The sequence below is a fragment of the Flavobacterium sp. FG68 genome (genome assembly GCF_057808895.1).
In genome coordinates this window covers 48,042-68,871 of sequence record NZ_JBMDIY010000008.1, presented here as the reverse complement: position 1 = coordinate 68,871, position 20,830 = coordinate 48,042, and the positions used below count along the sequence as shown (strand labels likewise).

General features: G+C 33.0%; 17 protein-coding genes. 8 read left to right on the top strand and 9 right to left on the bottom strand.

The window, feature by feature from the left end; translation table 11 throughout:
- Nucleotides 1–175 precede the first annotated feature (175 nt).
- Genes ACODSB_RS07145 through ACODSB_RS07135 form a run of 3 tightly spaced genes read right to left on the bottom strand, consistent with a single transcriptional unit; the run spans nt 176 to nt 2,791 of the window.
- Complete coding sequence (locus tag ACODSB_RS07145) at nt 176–844, bottom strand: response regulator (protein WP_256635674.1); 669 nt, start codon at nt 842–844, stop codon at nt 176–178.
- A gap of 6 nt (nt 845–850) precedes the next feature.
- Nucleotides 851–2,545: a tetratricopeptide repeat-containing sensor histidine kinase gene (locus ACODSB_RS07140; protein ID WP_488936530.1), complete on the bottom strand. Its 1,695-nt coding sequence runs from the start codon at nt 2,543–2,545 to the stop codon at nt 851–853.
- A 54-nt stretch (nt 2,546–2,599) separates the two neighbouring features.
- On the bottom strand, nt 2,600–2,791 hold the full coding sequence (locus tag ACODSB_RS07135) for a hypothetical protein (RefSeq protein ID WP_488936529.1): 192 nt from the start codon (nt 2,789–2,791) through the stop codon (nt 2,600–2,602).
- Between the two features lie 341 nt (nt 2,792–3,132).
- On the opposite strand from ACODSB_RS07135, the gene ACODSB_RS07130 reads away from it, so the two are divergent.
- Nucleotides 3,133–4,164, top strand: coding sequence for a hypothetical protein (locus ACODSB_RS07130; RefSeq protein WP_488936528.1), 1,032 nt, complete (start codon nt 3,133–3,135; stop codon nt 4,162–4,164).
- A gap of 102 nt (nt 4,165–4,266) precedes the next feature.
- Entirely contained in the window at nt 4,267–4,683 is a 417-nt protein-coding gene (locus ACODSB_RS07125; RefSeq protein WP_488936527.1) for a lipocalin family protein, read from the top strand.
- A 103-nt stretch (nt 4,684–4,786) separates the two neighbouring features.
- Here ACODSB_RS07125 and ACODSB_RS07120 read toward each other — a convergent pair whose 3' ends face one another.
- Nucleotides 4,787–8,434, bottom strand: coding sequence for a PAS domain-containing sensor histidine kinase (locus ACODSB_RS07120; RefSeq protein ID WP_488936526.1), 3,648 nt, complete (start codon nt 8,432–8,434; stop codon nt 4,787–4,789).
- Nucleotides 8,435–8,444: 10 nt separating this feature from the next.
- On the bottom strand, nt 8,445–8,894 hold the full coding sequence (locus ACODSB_RS07115) for a response regulator (RefSeq protein ID WP_488936525.1): 450 nt from the start codon (nt 8,892–8,894) through the stop codon (nt 8,445–8,447).
- Nucleotides 8,895–9,427: 533 nt separating this feature from the next.
- On the opposite strand from ACODSB_RS07115, the gene ACODSB_RS07110 reads away from it, so the two are divergent.
- Nucleotides 9,428–10,864, top strand: a complete 1,437-nt coding sequence (locus ACODSB_RS07110) for a glycosyltransferase family 2 protein (protein WP_488936524.1) — start codon at nt 9,428–9,430, stop codon at nt 10,862–10,864.
- A 594-nt stretch (nt 10,865–11,458) separates the two neighbouring features.
- Here the strand turns inward: ACODSB_RS07110 and ACODSB_RS07105 are convergent.
- From ACODSB_RS07105 to ACODSB_RS07095, 3 genes are all read right to left on the bottom strand, one after another.
- Nucleotides 11,459–11,842, bottom strand: coding sequence for a DUF5367 family protein (locus ACODSB_RS07105; protein WP_488936523.1), 384 nt, complete (start codon nt 11,840–11,842; stop codon nt 11,459–11,461).
- A 4-nt stretch (nt 11,843–11,846) separates the two neighbouring features.
- Nucleotides 11,847–12,677, bottom strand: a complete 831-nt coding sequence (locus ACODSB_RS07100) for a Rossmann-fold NAD(P)-binding domain-containing protein (RefSeq protein ID WP_488936522.1) — start codon at nt 12,675–12,677, stop codon at nt 11,847–11,849.
- A gap of 72 nt (nt 12,678–12,749) precedes the next feature.
- Nucleotides 12,750–13,658, bottom strand: coding sequence for a helix-turn-helix domain-containing protein (locus ACODSB_RS07095; RefSeq protein WP_488936521.1), 909 nt, complete (start codon nt 13,656–13,658; stop codon nt 12,750–12,752).
- A 95-nt stretch (nt 13,659–13,753) separates the two neighbouring features.
- On the opposite strand from ACODSB_RS07095, the gene ACODSB_RS07090 reads away from it, so the two are divergent.
- The 5 genes from ACODSB_RS07090 to ACODSB_RS07070 all read left to right on the top strand — a co-directional run bounded on the left by ACODSB_RS07090 (nt 13,754) and on the right by ACODSB_RS07070 (nt 19,143).
- Complete coding sequence (locus ACODSB_RS07090) at nt 13,754–14,179, top strand: NUDIX domain-containing protein (RefSeq protein ID WP_488936520.1); 426 nt, start codon at nt 13,754–13,756, stop codon at nt 14,177–14,179.
- A 144-nt stretch (nt 14,180–14,323) separates the two neighbouring features.
- Complete coding sequence (locus ACODSB_RS07085; RefSeq protein WP_053473956.1) at nt 14,324–14,905, top strand: TetR/AcrR family transcriptional regulator; 582 nt, start codon at nt 14,324–14,326, stop codon at nt 14,903–14,905.
- 65 nt (nt 14,906–14,970) lie between these two features.
- The gene (locus ACODSB_RS07080; RefSeq protein ID WP_488936519.1) at nt 14,971–16,161 is read left to right on the top strand and encodes an MFS transporter; all 1,191 of its coding nucleotides are present in this window, start codon (nt 14,971–14,973) and stop codon (nt 16,159–16,161) included.
- Between the two features lie 408 nt (nt 16,162–16,569).
- Nucleotides 16,570–18,435 (top strand): T9SS type A sorting domain-containing protein, encoded by a 1,866-nt coding sequence (locus ACODSB_RS07075; protein WP_488936518.1) that lies wholly within the window; start codon nt 16,570–16,572, stop codon nt 18,433–18,435.
- A gap of 72 nt (nt 18,436–18,507) precedes the next feature.
- Nucleotides 18,508–19,143, top strand: a complete 636-nt coding sequence (locus tag ACODSB_RS07070; protein ID WP_488936517.1) for a carbohydrate-binding family 9-like protein — start codon at nt 18,508–18,510, stop codon at nt 19,141–19,143.
- A 411-nt stretch (nt 19,144–19,554) separates the two neighbouring features.
- On the opposite strand, the gene ACODSB_RS07065 is transcribed toward ACODSB_RS07070, so the two are convergent.
- Nucleotides 19,555–20,595, bottom strand: coding sequence for a LacI family DNA-binding transcriptional regulator (locus tag ACODSB_RS07065; protein ID WP_488936516.1), 1,041 nt, complete (start codon nt 20,593–20,595; stop codon nt 19,555–19,557).
- Between the last annotated feature and the right edge of the window lie 235 nt (nt 20,596–20,830).

Here is a 20,830-nt window from a genome sequence, read left to right as displayed (position 1 = left end):
AACAGACTAAATAAAACGACTAATTTTTTCATAATTATAATTTAATTGATTTTAATAATTCAAACTTAAACCTATTTGAAACCAGTATTTTACGGAAATCCATAATCCATAAATTTATCTTGAAGAAATAAAAAAAGCCCCCGAAGGAGCTTGAAATAATAATATAAAAAGGAAATTAAATAATCCCCATATCTTTTGTAATAGAAACCAAATGAACGGTATTATTTGCTTTAAAAAAGTCTTTGAGTTTAGACAATCTTTTTTCTACGGCGCTTTTACTGTTGGGTTTGATATCGGTGCTTTTAAAAATTTCTATTATTTCATCTTGCGAAGTTCCGGCAGATAAAAATTTCAGAATTTTAATATCGACATCGTCAATTTCATAATTGTTTTTTTCCTGAAGAGCCGAAGCAACTTCGGGAGAAATAAATATCTGATCTGAAGTTGAAATTATATTGATTGCTTTTTTTAATTCTTCAATACTATTTAAACCTTTCAGGACAAAACCATCTATTTCGGCATTATCAAAAAGAGATTTAATACGGTAACTTTTATCTTCTACAGAATAAGCAATAATTTTAATATTAGGCTGCAGCTCACGAACTTTTTGAACCAATTCGTCTCCATTAGCAATATCCGATTTACGATGATCTGTTTTAAACGAAAGATCACTAATTAATAAGTCATAGGGTTCATTTTGCTGAATGGCAGCGCGTATTTTTAAAAACGCTTCGTCACAAAATTTAGAGTGTTGAAAATCTTCAATATTTAAATCTTTTAAAACTTGCTGAATTCCTAAGTTCATTGCATCAAGATCTTCGGCTATTATTACTTTTTTAAACATAGGCTTTTATTTAGGCATTGTTATATTTACTTTAAAACCTTTATCTGGTTCAGTTTCAAAAGTAATAGTTCCTTTTATGGCCAGAATACGGTTTTCCATATTTTGTAAACCATTTTTTATAATTTTTGATTTTTCACAGCCTTTTCCATTGTCTTTATAGTCGATCAATAAAGTGTTTTGAGCATTTTCAAACTTCAAAACAACTAATTGAGCCTCGCTGTGCTTTTTCATATTAACCATTAATTCATGTAATACACGCTGAATTGCTATCTTTTTTAAATCTTCAATAGAATCCCAATTTACCTTTTCGATATTCGTAATAATAACATTCGTGTTGTCACTATTATAGGTAGAAAGCATTTCTTTTAAATTGTCAGAGTAATTTGATCCGGTGTCAATATCATTATTTTCTCTGGAAATACCGCGCACACGACTATAAATATGATCCAGTTTTTGCAGTAAAGTTTCTTTTGTGTTTTGAATTTCCAGTGGTTGTGTCTGAGTAAAAGTTATGGTATTAAAAACATCATTGGCCAGTTCATCGTGAATGTCTTTTGCGATTCTGGTTTCGGTATCGTAGGCGGTTTTTATTTTTTCGATTCGGTTTCGGTTTTGATAAAACTTCCTTAAATATAACAATAGAAAGAAAAGCGATACAATCCCAATTATGAAAAATATTCTTTGGTATTTTACTTTTTGAAGTGATAATTCATTTTCTATTTTTTCTAATCGAAGTTTTTGATTTTCGTCTTTTTCTTTTTTAGAATCGTATTTTATTTTAGCAAACTTGTTTTTAAAGTTGTTTCTAATTTTGATTATGCTGTCATTTATTGAAATATACTGCTGGGCATATTTTGTACCGGAACCATTAGAAATTAAAAATGATAATGCCTTCAAACGTTCGTCAACGCTATTTAGATTAGTCGAAATTTCGTAAGCTTTTTTAGCATTTTCATTTGATTTTTGAATGTTTGTTTTTGCGTAAAATTCTGCTAAATGAAGATGGCTTTCAATACTTCCGTATAAATCATCTGCTTTTGTTCTTAACTCAAGACTTTCATTCATTAGCAGAACTCCTTTTTCATTTAAGCCTTTTTTAAAATAGGCAAATCCGAGATTATCAATTACTCTTGCTTTACTTTTTACAAATTTATCGAATGCTTTTGTTTCTAAAATTCCTTCCAGAATTTTAACAGCCTTGTCGTATTTTTTCTGTTTAATATAAACAACAGCAATATTGTTTAGTGGAGATTGTTTGGATGCGACATCTTTTGAGTCATTTATTGCTTGGTTATAATAAAATATGGCATCATCATAAATGGAAAGTTCTTTGTCGGCAATTCCGAAGAAATTATTGATTGCAGCACTGTAAATATCCTTTTTTTTGATAAAAGGCAAAGCCTCTGTAAATGTCTCTTTACTTCCGTAATAGTCACCGTTTATTTGTTGTATATAACCCATTTGAATTAAATTGTAGACAACATTGGTACTGTCTTTTAAATTTTCAAATGTAATTTTTGATTTATTGAAGTAGTAAAATGCACTATTGTAATTGCTTTTTTGAAATTGTTCTGTGGCTTTTTGCTGTAAAGCTTTAGCCTCTTTTTCATTCTTATTGGGTTTAAGCAATATATTTGTTTTCTCCTCGCAGGAAATAAAAAGAAGAAAGATAAAAAAACAAAAAAACGGGGATCGTAACATAAAGATTACTTTCCCCGAAATTAAACAATTATTAAAAACAACAGATTTTATTTGTTATTTTTTTGGTGGTGGAAGATTAATTGGATCATCACCAGGACCATCTGGTTCGCTTGCTTGTATGCTGTCTCGAACTACATCTTTTTGTATTTCAGTTTTTTTATTCGTTGTATCAAATTCGTCAGCAGTACAAGAAAATAATGTAGTTGACAATAGCGCGCACGCTCCCAATAAATATAATGATTTCATTTTTTTAAAATTTAAAAATTAGACATAGGCATTGCTGGCCGGAACTTTTCCGGGTTTTTGGTTGAGTGCAATACCAAATTTTGTTTGGGAAGTGAAGTGCGTAGAACAGTAAGATTTTTATTTATACTTCCCGGATAAACTCCGTCTTACGGTTTTCCACACTTTTTGAATAAACTAGTTTTGTACATTTGTTTTTGACCTGCAGATCAAAGCGCTAACTAATTTTGTTGAAGCAAAGTAACGGCGGTTTTGAGCCTGTATTTACAAGGAATTCCGGGAATTCCTAAAATGTTTAACTATTCACAGGAATTCCTAAAAATTCCTAAAAAAATAACTTGCCTATGTCTAACTTTACTATTGAAGATTATAAAAAAGCTATTCAGGAGAAATATAAAAAAGAGATTGAAGCAGATAATTTTCCAAATCCATCGCAGGCGAATCTTAGAAATTTGTGTTGGGAAATATTTAAAAGAATTGAGAATCCAAATTCAAATGATTTAATTGTCTTTAAATCTTTTTTCGGGTTTCAATTTGATCCCATAAAAAGAACCCAGTTTAGGGAACAGACAGATAGATTTAGACCTATTGGAAGTTTTTTAAGAGAAGAAACAGATCCTTTAAATGTTGAACCTGTAGAACTTGCCGCAATTCTTGTAGATTTTCAGCCGCGACCGTTTAGAAAATTTAGAGAAAAAGGTGTAATAACATATGAAACGCAGACCAATCCTGGTAATTCTACAGTTCCACAGCCATTTATTACTTATAATGAGAAGAAATTAATTTCTGAATTGAATGAGAGAAGATTGCCTGCAGTTCCTGAACCATTTATTACAACTGACAGGAAGCCATTAAATTTAGAATTTAATCAAGAAGGGGTAAATAGGGTAGATGAGTTACAAAAGTTATTTCCATCAAATGAAGTAAGTCCTCCACGTATTAATCTATTCGTAAATGCTAAAGAAAAGATTATTTACAATTTTCAGAAAAGATTAAAGAAAACAGTTGGCGCTATGATACTTGTCTTCGGTTTAATTGGCGCAGTAATTTATTTTGCCTTCTTTAAAAATCATTGCATGCAGTGGTCTGACGATCATTATGAAGTAGTAGACTGTTCTACAAAAGATAACGGGAATTTTAATGTTATAATTCCGCTTGATGAAAGCCTTTTAGATTTTAGAAAATTAAATGCTTGCGATACAACGACATGCTTTATGAAAAATGGTGAAGCTTTTGTTTGGTACGGTAAGACATCAAAAGGAGTTGATTTTTTTAATGATAATGGAAATGGCAAACATCCGGAAACGAAAGGCGCATTAAGACCAGTTACACATTATATGTTTAATAAATACTTAAAAGGTAAACCTTGTCAATAAAATGCGATTTATGTAAAATATTCGTAAAATCATGGAAATTTATGTAAGATTATACTTTTAATTTAGCATTATTAAATTAAATCAATATAAAAACAAATCGACATGAAAAGTAAAAGCATATTATTCGTATTAGCCTTAAGCCTGGGAATGTTTGCTACATCTTGTAGCAACGATGATAATGAAGGAGAAACAATTGTACCAATACAAGGGAAATATAACCTAAGCCAGACAGGAACAATTGTTAATGGAAATGAAGTATTAGTAGATGCTCCACAAAACCAAAGTGGATGCAGTAGAGATTATTTAGAACTAAAATTGAGTAACTCTGCAGTAATAGGTGACTATAATGGTGAAAATTGTGCCTTGGTAGAAACAACAGGAACTTACGTAAGATCTCATAATGATTTAACAATTACTATTGGTAACACAAGTTCTACAAGCGACATTATGAACCTTACTAATAAAGAGTTGAAAATAAAAGACAAAGCTACAGGTATAATTACAGTTTATACCAGATAAGAAATTGGTTTTAAGGTAAATTCCTAATTCGAAGAATCAGGAATAAAAACGGAAATGACTTAGTAAAGTTATTTCCGTTTTTTTTATGAATTTATTGGAAGAATTATTCCAGCGGAATGTAAATATCAAAAGAAGCTCCCTTGTTTTTTTCGCCTTTTGCTGTAATGATTCCGTTATGGTTTTCAACGATTTTTTTTACGATTGCAAGACCAATTCCGGTTCCGGTATACTGATCCCTTCCGTGTAAACGCTGGAAAACATCAAAGATTTTTTTACTGTATTGTGCTTCAAAACCAATTCCGTTGTCTGAAACAGTAATATGGCAATAGCGGGTTTCTTTAGCTAAAGCATCTGCCTTAAAATGGGAACCTTTTGCAATTTCGCTGTTAATTTTTATTACGGCCGGAATATCCGGTTTTGAAAATTTAAGTGAATTGCTGATTAAATTATAAAGCAGCTGTCTAAATTGAAACGGGATAATATTTATTTCGCCAATATCGTTGTTTTCAATCACCGCATTTTTTTGCTCCAGTTCTTCTTTAAGATCCTCTCTTACTTCATCAATTATATTTGAAAGATTCGCTTTTTCAAATATTCTTTCCTGAATATTTGTTCTCGAATACGAAAGCAAATCATTAATTAAAGTCTGCATACGCTTCGCAGCATTTTGCATTCTTTTGAATTTATCTTTTCCTGAATCTGATAAATTTTCAAATTCCTTATCTAAGATCTGTGATGCAAAAGTTTGAATTTTCCGAAGCGGTTCCTGCAAATCATGACTTGAAATATAAGCAAAAGACTGAAGCTCTTTGTTCATGTGTTCCAGTTCAGCATTTTTTTGTTCCAGCTCTAAGGCATTCCTTTCAATTTTATCGTCGGCTCTTTTTTTCTCGGTTAAGTCGTGCGTAACTTTCGAAAAACCAATTACATCATTGTTCTTATTATGAATCGCTGTGATTACAACACTAGCCCAAAATAAATTTCCGTTTTTGCGAACACGCCAGCCTTGATGCACGGCACGGCCTTTTTCTCTGGCCAATTCGAGTAAAGTATTAGGAACATTATTTTTTTGATCTTCAGGCGTATAGAAAACGCCAAAATATTTTCCGGTTATTTCTTGTGCTTTATAACCTTTAATTTTTTCGGCTCCTACATTCCAGTTTTCAACAATTCCTTTATGATTTAAATACAAGATCGCATAATCCTGAACTTCCTCGATCATTAAATGATAACGTTCTTCGCTTTTTTTAAGCGAATCATACATCTGGCTCAACTCTTTGGTTCTCGCCGTAACTTGCTGCTCAAGTTCATGTGTAAAAGCTTTTTCGGTATGAATATCCGTAAAAGCACCAACCCATTTAATGATTTTATTATTTTCATCCAGAACAGGTTCACCAATAACGGCGTGCCATCTGTAGCTTCCGTCTTTTCTTAAAACCCTTACATCAGTTCTGTAAACCTGTCCGGTTTCTAAACTGTGCGTCCAAATTTTGATATTTTCCTCATAATCATCAGGATGGATCATCGCTTTCCATTCCTTTTCTCCGGCAGGTCTTACTCCCGTGTATTCTTCCCATTTTCCAGAAGTAAATAATGCATTTCCTTTTTCATCGGTTTCCCAAATTAACTGCGGAATACTTTCTGTTAACGAGCGGAAACGTTTTTCGCTTTCTTCGATTTTTTTTCGGGTTTCAACTTTTTCCGTTACATCGATTATTGTAGCCCTGATTCCAGAAACACTATTGTCTGTTTCATATATTGGAGCATATTCAAAATCAATATAAAAAAGCTGTTCGCCATTATTTCCGTTAATAAGTATTGGCGATTCAATTTCAGAATGTGTTTTTCCCGTAGCAAAAACTTCATTTAATAATTGACTGTATTTTTGAGTGAGAAGTTCCGGGAAAATTTCAAATAGTTTTTTACCCTGAACATCACTTTCTTTTTTGTTCCAAATAGTTTCAAGTAAAGCTAAATTAGCGATTTCAACAACCATTTCGCTGCCTTTCAAAATAGCTTTTGGAACAGGAGACTGCATCACGAGATTTCGAAATCTTTTTTCACTTTGTTCTACTTCCTGCTGGTGTTTTTTCTCGGCAGTAATATCTCTAATTGTTCCAATTAATTTCTCCGGATTACCATTTTCATCGTAAAAAACTTTTCCTCTTCCTTCAATCCAGTGAATCGATTTATCTAGCCATATTGTACGTACTTCATAATGAAGTGCTCCTAAACTAAGTGCATCTTTGAAACCTTTGTTTCTAATATGCATATCATCCGGATGCAAATGCTGCAGCAATTGTTCGTGCGACAACATAATTTCTTCCTTATAGCCACCTATAATTTCAAGATATCTTTGTGAATAACGCGGTTCCCTTGTTTTTACATTCAATTCCCAGGTTCCTAATTCGCTGGCTTCAACAATAATATTTAAGCGTTCCTCGTTTTGTTCTATTTTTTTACGGGCTTCGACTTTTTCTGTTACTTCTGTTACTGTAACAATTATGCCTGTAATTTCACCATTTTCTTCTCTTAAAGGATGATAAAGAAAATCAAAATACCAAATTCCCAATTTTCCATATCGGTTTAAAGGAATGGCAACTTCATTACCATGATAAGGAATACCGGTTGTTAAAACATTTTTTAATAAGGAGTCAACAGTATCTTTAACTTCAGGCAGAGAATCAAATAATGGTCTGCCTACAAAACTTTCTTCTTCTCGTGCAACCAGTTTAAGATAATCCTCATTTGCAGATTCAACAATATAATCCGGACCCCGTAAAATAGTAATTCCAATTGGCGCCTGTTTTACAGTATCACGAAAACGTTTGTCTGCAATTTCAATTTTTTTAGAGGCAAGATGCAAATCAGTAACTTCTGCTGCTGTATTCATAACAGCATAGACATTTCCGTTTGTATCAAAAAGAGGTGTAAAACTATAATTAAAATAAAAAGTTTCAAGCTTATTATTTATCGTGATATCAATTTGAGCGTTTTTATTATGAAAAGATTTCCCGGTTTTTAAAACACCCAGAACCTGTTCAAAAACCGACTGATTGTTGAGTTCCGGCAGAATTTCGCGATAGGATTTTCCAATTACATCATGGCCTTTTCCCCAAACTTTTATGATAGATTCATTAGCGAGTTCAATACGCATTTCTTCGCCCACATAAACTGCAATAGGAAAGGGGGCATTTTCTACCAATTGTCTTATTTTTTGTTCACTTTCCTGAAGCTGCGCACGCGCTTCTACCTGATCTATAACTTCTTTTTTCTTTGCAGTAGTTTCAATAACGGTTACTAAAACGCCGCCAACTTCGCCATTTTCAATTCGTATGGGAGAATAAGAAAAATCAAAATAACAAGTTTCTACAATTCCGTTTTTATTTAAAGGAACAACAAAATCAGGAAAAGAAACTGATTTTCCCTGCATCGCCTCTTCAAACATTGGCTCTGTAATATTCCAAATTTCCGAGAATGTATCTTTGGGAGAATTTCCTAAAGCCTGAGGATGCTTTTCAGAACCAATAATTTTTAAAAAAGCATCATTGTATAACTGCGTAAAATCTTTTCCCCAGGCAATGTACATTCCAAAAGGATTATTGAGCATAACAGAAGTTATGGTTCGCAGACTTTGAGGCCAGTTTTCAGGGTCACCTAAAGGAGTTTTGCTCCAGTCTTTGGACCGAATTAATACTCCCATTTCACCGCCATCGGCTAGAAAATAATGTCCCTTATGTTCTTGGCTCATTCAAAATAAATTAGGGTTGAATTATATAATGCGCTCTTTCAGGCTGTTTAAAATTATTTTGAGAAGCTGCGATAAGTGCATTTTCAATAACGGTTTTTAGTTTTGAAAAATCGCCGGGTTTTCGAATATAAAATGTAGCGCCCATATCGTAGGTTACATCTACAATTTTGGTATCAAGAGAAGTTGAAAATATAATAATAGGGAAATCTTTTAATCTTTCAATCCGTCTGATTTCTGTAAGACATTCAGATCCATTTTTTTTAGGCATGTTTAAATCCAGAAAAAGAACATCAGGAAGATCCTTTTCAGAATTATCATCTAAAAAATTCATTAACTGAACGCCGTCATTTACAGTTACAAGAGTTGTTGCAAGCGACAGTTCATCAAGAGCTTCTTCAAAAAAAGAGCAGTCATCATCGTCGTCGTCAGCAAGTAAAATTTTGTAAATCTGTTGGTTCATGCAGTATAAAATGTTTAAAAAATAGAAACAAAAATGAATTGTTTTGTGCTAAGATAAAATTAATTTTCGCAGGAAAATTACTTATATACCTATAAAATTAACTCATTTAAATTAAAATCTGAAAAGATTCTCTCTTAATAATTTGATACATAGTTCTTTTGTAAGTAAAAGTTTTCATTTTTTTAAAATAAAATTACAATTATAAAAACTATCAAAACCAAATACAATTTTTGAATTAAGGATGCGTTTTTATATTGTGCGACACTTCTTCGCGCTTTCAAAAATCCCTTATTTTACTGCTGTTTACACACAAAAAACTGTATAAACATTCTACAAAGTGTAAAATTATTACACACCTTACTTTATGTAATAATTCGTAAACCGCTTAAATCCAGCTTAAAACCTAAATGGCACAACGCTTGCAAATTGGGAACATGTCACTCTTTAATTTTTTTGGTGTTTACTTAAGAAAAATGCAAAGAAAGACCATTTGATAAAAGCCATTTTAGAGAATTAATACAAATAAACAGGACATGGAAAGCGAAACAATTATCTCAAAACAATTTTATACAGGAGGCGATATCAGCAGCGAAGTAATCAGCCCATCTATTTTTAAAATAAACAACAACTCAACCAAAACACATATAGAAAGACCCAAAAGCCTTTTTGGTTTCATGGTTCTTGCCGCAACATTTTTATTGTTAATTGTGGGATCTCTTTTAGTTGTTCAATTGCAGCCGGATTTTGATCAGCTGCATTTAGAAAGATTAAACTCAACCGGAGGAATAATTTTTCTTGCTATTACCGTAGCATTATTTCTTTTTAAAGGCGGAATGTTTTTGTACAACGTAGTTCTGTATTTCAAATACAAACCAATCGAATCTGTATCAGATGAATTACTGCCAACTTGTACTGTAATTGTTCCGGCTTACAACGAAGGAAAATTAGTTTATGAAACTTTAATGAGTCTGGCCGAAAGTGATTTTCCGGCTCATAAATTAGAACTTTTAGCAATCGATGATGGAAGTAAAGACGATACGTGGTACTGGATTCAACAGGCAAAATTAAAATTAGGCGATCGTGTTTCTATTTTCCAACAGCCGCAAAACAAAGGAAAACGTCACGCTTTATACCGTGGATTTAATTTTGGAAAAGGAGAAATCTTTGTAACTGTCGATTCTGACTCAATCGTTAAAAAAGATACTTTAAGAAACTTGGTAAGTCCGTTTGTAGTTAACGAAAAATGTGGTGCAGTTGCAGGAAACGTTCAGGTTTTAAACAATGAAAAAGCAATTTTACCAAAAATGCTAAACGTAAGTTTTGTAATGAGTTTTGAATTCATGCGTTCTGCCGAAAGTGCATTAGGATCTGTACTTTGTACTCCTGGAGCTTTAGCAGCGTATAAAAGAACTGCCGTTTTTTCTTGCTTGCCAGAATGGATTGACCAGACTTTTATGGGACAGCCGTCAGACATTGGTGAAGACCGCGCCATGACCAATATGATTTTAAAACAAGGACATCATGTATTGTTTCAGCGTAATGCCTATGTATTGACAAACGTTCCCGAAGATTATACAGGATTGTACAAAATGTTCATTAGATGGGGAAGAAGCAATGTTCGTGAAAACATTATGATGGCAAAATATGTTTGGAAAGATTTTAGAAAAGAATCTAAAGTGGGAGCAAGACTTTTGTATACAGAACAATTTATAAGAATATTAATGACCTATCCGTTTTTTATATTCATGATCTATTTTATTGCAGTACATCCGTTATTGTTCATCAGTTCTGCACTTTTAGGAATATTGCTGGTATCAAGCTTTTCAGTTTTATTCTATGCAAAAAGATATTCATTAGGCGAAGCATTTTGGGCCTATTCCTATAGTGTTTTTTATACCTTTTCATTGTTCTGGATTGCACCTTACTCAATCATTACAGTTCGTAAAAAAGGCTGGCTTACACGAGGATAATAAATTCCACTGACTACTATTATATATTAATCCGAAAACTCCTGTTCCACTAACAGGAGTTTTTTTTGGTATTAAAAACATAAATTTTTATCATTCCATAGGAATGTTTTGTAGGTAGAAAAAAAATAAAGATCAGCCGCATTTGCGTTTCGTAGGAACGTTTGATAATTCAGATTATTAAAAAAAATGTGAATCAGACGTTCCTACGGAACGTAATCCATTATAACAATATAATTTTTCTACCGATGAAATGTTCCTACAGAACAAGGAAAGATGTAAAATAATAAAGAGGCTGTCTCAAAGTAGAGACAGCCTCTTTTTCTATAATTATTTTGTTTTTAGTGACTTAATTGGTCACTTTTTGATATTCGATTTATCATTCCATAGGAATGTTTCGTAGGTAGAAAAAAATAGTGACCAGCCGCATTTGCGTTCCGTAGGAACGTTTGATAATTCAGATTATAAAATGCTAATCAGACGTTCCTACGGAACGTAATCCATTATAACAATATAATTTTCTACCAATGAAATGTTCCTACAGAACAAGAAAAGATGTAAAATAATAAAGATGCTGTCTCAAAAGTCGAGGCAAAATTAAACCACATTTTTATTTTGCTTTCGCCAAAGAAAAACAGAAACCGCATTTACAAAAGCCAAAATCCATAAAACAGGACTTGTAAAAAAGCTCTGGTAACTTCGTCCGTTTGGAATTTCTACAAAAGGAACCGTAATAATCACATCGAGAAACAAAGCGGTAAGTGACATTATAATTCCGAGTTTTAAACCGCTCATTTTATAATTTTTCAAATAATAAAACTTCGCTGCGCCAATGGCGAAAAACACAATACAAATCGCCACAATAACCGACTGCCAAAAAAAGGAATCTTTTATAACGGGAATTTGTTCTAAAATATAAAAGGAAATACTAACGGCAAACCAAACCAAAATTCCCGAAAAAATGGCTCTTATATATTTCATCTTTTTAATTTTCAGGATTCCAAATTCCGGTTTTGGCTGTTTCTTCCGCGTAAGCGTTAAAGTCTTTCGCTTTTCTGCCCAAAACTTTTTCAATATCAAAAGTCACACTCGAATTTCTTCCGTCTAAAACCTGTTCAAAAAGATAATTTACCAGCCAAATGTGGTCGTCAGGAATTTTATATTCTTTAAGCATTTGCGTATATTCTTCTAAACTCAAACCTTGAAAAGAAATGTTTCTGCCGCTTGCATGGGCAATTTCGTTTACGGCATCTTTAAAAGTCAATAATCTTGGACCGGTTAATTCATACGTTTTTCCGTTGTGATTTTCGTCTAAAAGTGCAGCCGTCACAACATCGGCAATATCATCAGCATCTGTAAAAGGCTCAAGTGCTTCGGCTCTTGGTAAAGCAACAATTCCGTACAAAATTGGATCTAAAAAGAAGCTTTCGCTAAAGTTTTGATTGAACCAGCTGGCGCGGATAATCGTCCAGTTTTTGGCATTTTTCTTCACGATTTCTTCGCAAACCTGTGCTTCTTGTTCGCCTCTTCCAGAAAGTAAAACTATTTTCTGCACGCCAGATTTTGTGGCAAGATTAGTGAAATTTTCTATTGCATCTGCAGCAAAAGGAACGGCTAAATCCGGTTGAAAAGTGATGTAAACCGTGTCAATATCTTTTACAACATTTTCCCAGGTTTCCGGTTTTTCCCAATCAAATGGAATTTTCTCATTTCGTGAACCTAAACGAAGTTCAACTTCAGCATTGTTTTCTAATCTTGCAGCAACTCTGCTTCCTGTTTTTCCGGTAGAACCCAGAACTAAAATTTTGGTTTTCATATCAATATCTTTTTAAATGATTACTGATACAAAGTTGCTTCGATTAAAAAAGAATCATTTGTCGTAAAAGAATTATGATTTGTTTGAAAAGAATTGCTGTTTTACATCATTTGGGCGCATTCCGAATTTTTTATGAAAAGCATTCGAAAACGAACTCAGACTTTCATACCCAACTTCCCAAGCCGATTCCTGAACTGTTTTTTCGCTTTCGCGGAGTAATTCATAGGCTTTATTCAAACGTTCTTCCTGAACATATTTAAAAACCGGAATTCCGAAAAGCTCTTTAAAATTCTTCTTTAATTTATTACTGTTCAAACCCACCATTTGCGATAATTGAGTTATAGAAGGCGGTGTAGAATAATGCGTTGTCACAATTTCCTTAGCCTGAAAAAGTTTGTTTTTATCAATCTCTGATAATTCCGATTTTTTATCAGAAGCCAAAAGCGCATAAAAATGTGCCAAAAGTTCATTGATCTGACTTTTTAAAAACAGGAAACGTGTATTTCCGGTGTATGATGTATTAAAGATTTTCTGAACCGCCAATTGCATTTCGAGCGTCATATAAAAAGAAGGCCCTTTTACAAAATGCTCTTTCGGGTTTAATAACTGTGGCAGGTAATTTTCGAAAATCTCCCTTTCTGCCTGCGGAAGCGAATTCAGGTTTTTCAGTTTTGTAAAAATACTAATGGACTGCAAAGGTTTATCTGGTTCAATTTTATGCGAGAATTCAACTTTTTGATTTCCGAAGAAACAAATGGCCAAACCTGTTGTATTCATTAAATATTTAGTCTGATTATTATGCTTAATTTCAAGCTCAACATTGCCCGAACCATAAAAAGCAAAACCCACGGCATCTCCGTCAATTTCACATTTCTGAACTATAGTTTTTGTAGTATTAGATTGCTCTACTAAAACAATACAATCATGTAATTCTATAATATCGGTTGTCATAATGGAAGCTGAGGTTTGAATAAAAAGCATGAAAAGTTACTATTTATTTTTTAAATAGATATTATTCAACAGCAGGCGATCAATTGCTTATTTTTGTAAAACGACAAGTTGTTAATTAAAACTTTATGAGCGAATTAATTGGATTTAATGTCAGAGTCTATGCGTTTTGTGTAAATGATAACAAAGTTTTAGCGCTGCACGAAAGCTATGCCGGATCACATATTTGCAAACTGCCGGGCGGCGGACTTGAATTTGGTGAGGGAACAATTGATTGTCTGCACAGAGAATTTCAGGAAGAACTAAACTTAAAAATAGAAGTTGTAAAACATATTTACACACAAGAAAATTTTATAGTTTCCAGAATGAAAGATAACAGGCAGATTTTTACGATTTATTATCAGGTTAAGATTCTTAATATGCAAGAATTAGAGGTTCAAATTCCAACTATCGAAAAATTAGAATGGTTTGATATTAATTCAGAAGCTTGTCCGCTCGTTCTTCCTACCGATAAAATTGCTTTTGAAAAATTAAAACTGGATTATTTTCTTTAATAATTGCTTCGTTTTCTCTTTTAAAACAGAAATACAAACCCTTGATTTTACTTGACTTTTAATGATTTATGAAAAATAAATTAAAAAAAGCTTGCAAATTTAGACCGATCGGTCTAAATTTGCAGTGTCAAAATGAAAAAGATTATGAGTAAAGCAGAACGTACAAAACAGTTTATTATTGAAAAATCGGCTGCGATTATCAATAAAAAAGGAATGGCCGGAACTTCTTTAAGCGATATTATGGAAGCGACAAAACTGGCAAAAGGCGGTATTTACGGAAACTTTGAAAGCAAAGAAGAAATTTGTAAAGAATCGTTTTTGTATTTAAGATCGCAGTTAGCGGCCAAATTAGACAATGCAGTTTCGCAGGGAAAAACAGCAAAAGAAAAGCTTTATAAATTATTGGCAGTTTATGAAAATAAAGATAACATGACCGACGGCTGTCCAATTTTAAATTTTGGAATTGAAGCAGATGATACAAACCCGGCTATAAAAGAGCAGGTAAAAAGAGCTATTCTTTCAGCGCATAAAAGATATACGGATATAATTGAATTGGGAGTTGAAAACAAAGAACTTTTGGCAGAAATCAACCCCGAAAAATTTGCTATAATGGCATTTTCGATGATAGAAGGCGCTATTTTATGCCGAAAAGTTTTTGATAACAACAACCAAATGGAAGTTGTTTTAGAAATCTTAAAAAATGAATTTGAAAGATATGTTATCTAACATATTTTTTTTAAAATATTTTAGACCGATTGGTCTATTTTGTAATGAATAAATTAATAATTAGAATGAGAAATTTAAAAGAGGATCACAAAGGATTCAGTACCATATTGGCTTTAGCCTTAATTCCGTTATCAGGATTTGCAACAGATATTTATCTGCCTTCGCTTCCCGCAATGGCAAAAGATTTGAATGTTTCGGCATCGGCCATTCAGCTTACATTAGTATTTTTTATGTTCAGCCTCGGCATAAGCCAAATTTTTATTGGCAGTATATTAGACAGTTTTGGACGTTTTAAAATCAGCATTGCATCGCTTGCCGTGTTCTCAGCAGCCAGTTTTGTTATCGCACTCGTTCCGGATATTTATGTAATCTATGCCATGCGTATCATTCAGGGAATCGCCATTGCCTTTATCGTAATTGCAAAACGTGCTTATTTTGTTGATTTATTTAAAGGCGAAAAATTAAAAAGTTACATTAGTTTGTTTTCTATCATTTGGGCAAGTGCGCCTATTATGGCTCCCTTTTTAGGCGGATACCTGGAACATAGTTTCGGTTGGAAATCTAATTTTTATTTCTTGGGAGGATTATCATTTCTTATGTTACTTTTAGAACTTCGTCATAGCGGAGAAACCATAAAAGAATTCCATCCGTTTAAATTTAAAGCAATTACCAATACGTATTCAAACATGCTGAAATCGGTTGATTTTACTTTAGGATTCGTAATGCTGGGAATTACTTTTGCGATCGTTATTATGTTCAATTTAACCAGTCCGTTTATCATAGAACGTATTTTTGGATATTCGGCAATAACAACGGGTTATAGTGCTTTATTATCTGGATTATCCGTTATGATTGGCGGAATTACGGCAAAATCGATGATCAAAAAACCTTTGGCAAAAAAAGTGGGAACCGCCATAACCATTCAGCTGATTTTGGCTTTACTGATGATTTTTACTTCTTCTTTCGAAAGTAATATTTACACTTTAGTCGCTTTTACAATGGGACTGAATATCTGTGGGGGATTTATATACAATATTGTTCTGGGTTATTGTTTAAGCCGATTCTCTAAAAATGCCGGAGTTGCCAGCGGATTAACCGGCGGAGGAGCTTATATGGTAAGTGCTCTTTTTAGCTATAGTTTTGTGAATATATACGCTGTAAAAAGTCAGTTTTTATTAGGATTAGCAAACATCTCTTTGCTTGCAATTGTGGGTATCGTTTTTATCATTTTCAATAAATACAGATTGAAAAACTAAGCTTCAAAATTACTATAAAAAGATGCCTTTAAAATTGAGTTTTTAAAGGCATCTTTTTTGGTTTTAAAATTTAAACACAATATTATTTGTAGTATAATATTTATTTGTGCTCAAACACATTTAATGTTTTGTCAAAATAAGTCAAAAAACTGTACTAAAAAACTTTCAAAATATTAAAATTTTGTGTTCGAACACATTTTTTCTAATTATTTTCTTGCAAATTACAATACAATATTTACTTTAGTCAGAAATAAGCTTTTTTATGTGATTCAAAAAGAACAAAATAGAACATTAAATTGATGTTTTTAGTTCTAAAATTGAAAGGCAGAAGCGGCTTATTTGAAATAGAAAATATTGCAATATTCTATCTATAATTTTTTTTAGTTGTTAACCCAAAATATCAAAATTATGAAAGTCAAGAAAATTACATTTTTTATTTTAATGTGTTTTGTACAAGGTTTTTCGCAAACCTATGTATCAACAACAGGAAACGACACGACAGGTACGGGAACCGCTGCGCTGCCGTATAAAACCATTGTAAAAGGAGTTCAGGCCGCGCCATCTGGAGGAACAGTTTTAGTGCTTTCCGGAACTTATGCTGTTACAGGACCCATTTTTGTTGGAAAACCTTTAACGATTCAAAAAAGCGGATCTGGCGCTGTAGTAGTAAACGCGTCTGGATGGACAAGTACTGATACGTATGTTTTAGGAATCGTAAATACCAGTAATGTTACCATTGATGGTTTGACGATTTCGAACAAAATTGGAAACGGAAGCAAAGGAATCTGGATCTTAGCCAATTCTGGTGCAACAGCCAATTTGAATAACATTACAATCAAAAATTGTATTGTTAAAAATATCGGCTGGATTAGCAATAATCTTTCGGCGATTCCTGCAAACAGCGGTATTGTTACCAATGCCATAAAAGTCGACGGAGGAAACGGAACATATGCCGTTACAAACGTAAAAATCGAAACTAATGAAGTTGCAAATTGCGCAACAGGCTGGGGAGAAGCTGTAACCGTAACTGGAAACGTAAACGGATTTTCGGTTTCTGGAAATACGGTTTATGACATTGCGAATATTGGAATTGTGGCCGCAGGAAATTATTTATCAACCGGAGCAGCAAGCAATAATCAGGCGCGAAACGGTATCATTGCTTCCAATGAAGTTTTTAATTGTATGAGTGCTGTTGCCAATAGCGCGGGTATTTATGTAGACGGTGCTTTAAATTGTACGGTACAAAGAAATGAAGTTTTCAATTGTGGAGTAGGACTTTCTGTTGGTGCAGAACAAAATACTTCAACCGGAAACGGAGGTCTTTCTACAGGACATATTGTCAACAACAATTCGGTTTATAACAATGTAATCACAGGAGCAATTTTTGGAGGTGTTAACGGATCTGGTTATACTACAAGTGTGGGAAATACCAAAATCTTCAATAATACTTTTTACAAAAACAGAACCGGAGCAACGATTAACGGAGTTACTACAATTCAGGGAACTGCAGTTTCTACATTAGCCGATATTTACGGAGGTGAAGTGCATTTTCAAAACAGTTCGGGAATTACATACAAAAACAATATTATGTATGCGACAACGGGTAAAAAAGCATTTTTAGCTTCTTACGGATACACGATTTCAAGTTTTGTTTCAAACTATAATTTATATTACAGAGAAACAAATACCGATTTTATCATCGATTTAACAGGAACAAGTTTTAACGGAAGTTCAACAACCGGATCGTATAATGCGGCACAGTTTGCCACAGCAACCGGACAAGACGTAAATTCTGTAGTTGGTGTTCCTGGATTTGTAAATGCAGCGGCGTTTAATTTCACACTGGCTTCGGGAGCTTTTGCGACAGATAAAGGAGATCCAACTTATAATTCGACTAATTCGGGAACTCTTGATTTTGATGATGATATTCGAAAAAGAAACGGAAGAATCGATATTGGTTGTTCAGAACTTCAGACTGGATCAACCTCTAAAAAAGCAGCAACTGCAGTAGTTGCTGAAGAACAAATTGCCCCAAGCTTTTCTGTTTTCCCAAATCCGGCTTCAGATGAAATTAATATTAATTTCGGAAAAAGCGTCAATTCAGCCCATATTATTTTATTGGATTTAAACGGAAGAGAACTTTTAAAACAAGATTTCAGTTCTGTTGAATCAGCAAGAATTAATATTTCAAGTTTGAAGATCAATTCGCAATTAATTATCCTTCAAATTAATGCCGATAACGAAATAACACACAATAAAATTTACTTAAAATAATGCCATTGAGGAGCAGAAGAATTTTTTCTTTTGCTCCTTTTTATTTTTTTCAAAATTCCGTACCTTTTTAGAATGAAAAATTACAATGTAAACCGAATCGAGAAAAACATTTTACAAATAAATGGTTTGGGAGATAATCCTTTTTGGAATAAAGCAGAAACATTAACCGATTTTACTTCGCCCTGGAGTGATTTAGAACCTGAAAAAATAGAATTCAGATCTTTATGGGATACCGAAAATATTTATTTCTGCTACAAGGTTTACGACGATAATATTCACATTGACAGACAAGACGATTCTATTGACAGCATTGGAGAATCAGACCGAGTTGAGATTTTCTTTAGAACAGATGAAAACCTAAATCCGTATTATTGTCTGGAAATTGATCCTACACCAAGAATCATGGATTTTATTGCTTCTCCGAAAAAAAGATTTGACTTTGACTGGAATTGGCCGGAAAATACTTTGTCGGTAAAATCAAGTATAAAAAGCGATCATTTTATTGTTGAATTCGCCATAAGCATTCAATCGCTGAAAAACTTTCATTTAATAAAAGACAACGTTATTGAAACCGGGATTTTCAGGGCGAAATACATCAAACAGGAAAATAAATTATTTGAACCAACCTGGATTACGTGGGTAAACCCAAATACGGAAACTCCAAATTTTCACATTGCCAGTTCTTTTGGAACGCTGACTTTAGGTTAGAATTTTGTTTAAACACATAGAGACATAGCTTTTCTGTACGTTTAAAAAAGGCGTTTCACTTGCATTAATGCACATAGCTATGTGTGGAAACTAGTTTCTTTTACATTCTTTTTTACACATTTAAACCTATGTTTCTATGTGTTTAAATCCACCAAAGATTGGCAAATATAGCCCGGGGTTTCAACCGTGGGAAACGAATTATGATAATTTATTGCGCTCTCTTATTGCGTTCCAGTGGTTGAAACCACTGGCTATATTTTATGTAGCGAGCCTAAAGATAAAGACCAAAAGTACTTCCTCGGAATGACAAGATTGCGTAGAAAAGCTATGTTTGTTAATGCAAGTGAAACGCCTTTTTTAAGCGTAACAAAATCTATGTTTCTATGTGTTAAAAAAATACCCGCAAAGAACCTATAAAAAATAATCTTTAGCGTTCTCCGTATTTACAATATCAATTGGAAGTAATTTTTCAGGACTAATCTCTTTCTCAAAAATAAAATGCTCAATTAAACTTGTTGTTCCAAGATAAGCCTGACGTTTCGGGTTTTGATGAATCAAAAAGTCAATGGTTTTATTGTTCAGATATTCTAGATTATTCTCTAATAAATCATAACCCACAAGCGCGATTTTCTTTTCAGGATTTTTGGCAATAATTTTTGCAACCTGATACGCTTTTGAAGTCGTTACAAAAAGACCTTCAATTTTAGGATTCGCATCCAGAAACTCTTTCAGCGTACTTTTAAACTGCGGATGTTTTACTTTAAAAGTTTTAATTTCGAATTTTTTGCTTTCAAGATTTTCAAAATAATCCCTAAAACCTTTCTCTTTTTCCTGCATGTGAATGGCATTTTCGTAATCTTCATCAATATGAACAATTGCGATTGTACCTTTCTTAATCAATAAATCTAATAAACGTGCAGCAATTCTTCCGCTTTGAAATAAATCCTGTCCAACAAAACTTTTTATTGCACTCGATTTAAGCTGATTATTAAAAATACTCGAAATAATACCTTTAGAATTATAGGTTTCAATAGCATCAAGAGCTTCTTTATGGAATAACGGCACAAGCAGAACCGCATCTGGAGAAGAATTTAATACGTTTTGATTCGTTTCTACAAAAGAAGCCGTGCTCGTAGGATCAAACAGGAAAATCTCCACTTTTACGTTAAAAGATTTAAACTCTTTTTTGGCATCGTTTATACCATCAATACAAGGCTGCCAATACGGATCGTTTGCAGAATCAGGAATAAGGACACAAATCGAGTAAATCTGAGTTTTCTTTAAACTTCGTGCCATTAGATTAGGCTGATAATCAATTCTGTCGAGAACTTCATTCACCTTTTTCAGGGCATCTTCAGACACTTTTCCTCTTTTATGCAAAACACGGTCAACAGTCCCTTTTGAAACTCCTGCAAGTTCTGCAATATCCTTAATTGTATAAATCTTATCCATATAGAAACAAATATATATAAAAATCAAATATGAGAAAATATTAAATTACATGTGTTCGAAAACATTTTTATTGTGTTCGAGCACATTTTAACACAATTTTCTTTTTTTATAAAATATTAATATATACTTTAGCCGAATATTAATCACATTACGCATCATATTAACGATATAATTGTCAGATTAATATTTATTTTTCAATTTATAAGAGAAATTTTCAATATCTAAAAATTGCAAA

Coding starts and splice junctions, on each gene's coding strand:
- ACODSB_RS07145 (WP_256635674.1), bottom strand. CDS start 844: ATGTTTAAAAAAGTAATAATAGCCGAAGATCTTGATGCAATGAACTTA.
- ACODSB_RS07140 (WP_488936530.1), bottom strand. CDS start 2,545: ATGTTACGATCCCCGTTTTTTTGTTTTTTTATCTTTCTTCTTTTTATT.
- ACODSB_RS07135 (WP_488936529.1), bottom strand. CDS start 2,791: ATGAAATCATTATATTTATTGGGAGCGTGCGCGCTATTGTCAACTACA.
- ACODSB_RS07130 (WP_488936528.1), top strand. CDS start 3,133: ATGTCTAACTTTACTATTGAAGATTATAAAAAAGCTATTCAGGAGAAA.
- ACODSB_RS07125 (WP_488936527.1), top strand. CDS start 4,267: ATGAAAAGTAAAAGCATATTATTCGTATTAGCCTTAAGCCTGGGAATG.
- ACODSB_RS07120 (WP_488936526.1), bottom strand. CDS start 8,434: ATGAGCCAAGAACATAAGGGACATTATTTTCTAGCCGATGGCGGTGAA.
- ACODSB_RS07115 (WP_488936525.1), bottom strand. CDS start 8,894: ATGAACCAACAGATTTACAAAATTTTACTTGCTGACGACGACGATGAT.
- ACODSB_RS07110 (WP_488936524.1), top strand. CDS start 9,428: ATGGAAAGCGAAACAATTATCTCAAAACAATTTTATACAGGAGGCGAT.
- ACODSB_RS07105 (WP_488936523.1), bottom strand. CDS start 11,842: ATGAAATATATAAGAGCCATTTTTTCGGGAATTTTGGTTTGGTTTGCC.
- ACODSB_RS07100 (WP_488936522.1), bottom strand. CDS start 12,677: ATGAAAACCAAAATTTTAGTTCTGGGTTCTACCGGAAAAACAGGAAGC.
- ACODSB_RS07095 (WP_488936521.1), bottom strand. CDS start 13,658: ATGCTTTTTATTCAAACCTCAGCTTCCATTATGACAACCGATATTATA.
- ACODSB_RS07090 (WP_488936520.1), top strand. CDS start 13,754: ATGAGCGAATTAATTGGATTTAATGTCAGAGTCTATGCGTTTTGTGTA.
- ACODSB_RS07085 (WP_053473956.1), top strand. CDS start 14,324: ATGAGTAAAGCAGAACGTACAAAACAGTTTATTATTGAAAAATCGGCT.
- ACODSB_RS07080 (WP_488936519.1), top strand. CDS start 14,971: ATGAGAAATTTAAAAGAGGATCACAAAGGATTCAGTACCATATTGGCT.
- ACODSB_RS07075 (WP_488936518.1), top strand. CDS start 16,570: ATGAAAGTCAAGAAAATTACATTTTTTATTTTAATGTGTTTTGTACAA.
- ACODSB_RS07070 (WP_488936517.1), top strand. CDS start 18,508: ATGAAAAATTACAATGTAAACCGAATCGAGAAAAACATTTTACAAATA.
- ACODSB_RS07065 (WP_488936516.1), bottom strand. CDS start 20,595: ATGGATAAGATTTATACAATTAAGGATATTGCAGAACTTGCAGGAGTT.